This is a genomic window from Photobacterium sanguinicancri, assembly GCF_002265265.1.
Taxonomy (GTDB): Bacteria; Pseudomonadota; Gammaproteobacteria; order Enterobacterales; family Vibrionaceae; genus Photobacterium; species Photobacterium sanguinicancri.
Window position 1 is genome coordinate 1 of record NZ_NOIF01000400.1, and the last position, 803, is coordinate 803.

1 protein-coding gene is annotated in these 803 nt (G+C 37.0%); it reads right to left on the reverse strand.

Annotation, left to right across the window (positions count from 1 at the left end):
• The coding region (locus tag ASV53_RS24275) for a helix-turn-helix transcriptional regulator (protein ID WP_094959018.1) at positions 1-666 on the reverse strand (666 nt) is incomplete at its 3' end.
• Positions 667-803 lie beyond the last annotated feature (137 nt).

An 803-nucleotide genomic window follows, 5' to 3' on the forward strand; every position in this document is an offset into this window, starting at 1 on the left:
AATAACAGAGAGTTGTCTATTTAGCATACTTTCTGGAATATGCGATCCAAAGCCATTATCGAGTGCCAAATCAATCAGTTCATTTTTAGAATTGGCATTAAACTTTTCTCGTAGCTTTAATACATAATTTTCAACTGTTTTCACTGAAACATTGAGCACACGAGATATATATTGTGGTTTCTTACCGTAAAGCAGCAAAAATAACACTTCAGACTCGCGAGTGTTGAGCACTATATGGTGATGGCTTAAATCTAGGCTAAATGACGCCTGGCTTTCCTTGCTTAAACCCGCCGCTCGGCAAATCCAGTGTCCTACTTCTAAAATGGCAGTATCTTTTAATTCTATTCCTGAAAAAATAGTACCGATAATATTTTGGTCATCATCTTTCCAAGGGGTTTTGGTAAATAAGTGAGCTCGCCAGTTACCATCTGAATAAGGGTGAATATCAAGTATTTTCATCCTTTGTCCTGAATCTATTACTTGTTGATCTTGAATAATAAAAGATTCAGCGCACTCAGCTGTTGGGCTTGGCATATCAAAATCGGTGCGGCCAATACAATCTAAATGATGGTCTACTCCAATGATATTTCCATATTCTTTATTCGCAAATACAAATACAGAGTCATTATCTTTACAGCCCCAACATCCGGGAAGCTGACTGAACATATTAAGTAAGGATGGATTTAATTTATCTGTCACGCGGCATGCCTAGATCGGGCTAATAGTCATAGATCAACTGTGATTCTAATCACTTTCGTAAATGATACAAGACTACCATGACGGAATTTTAGACAAAATTGTAA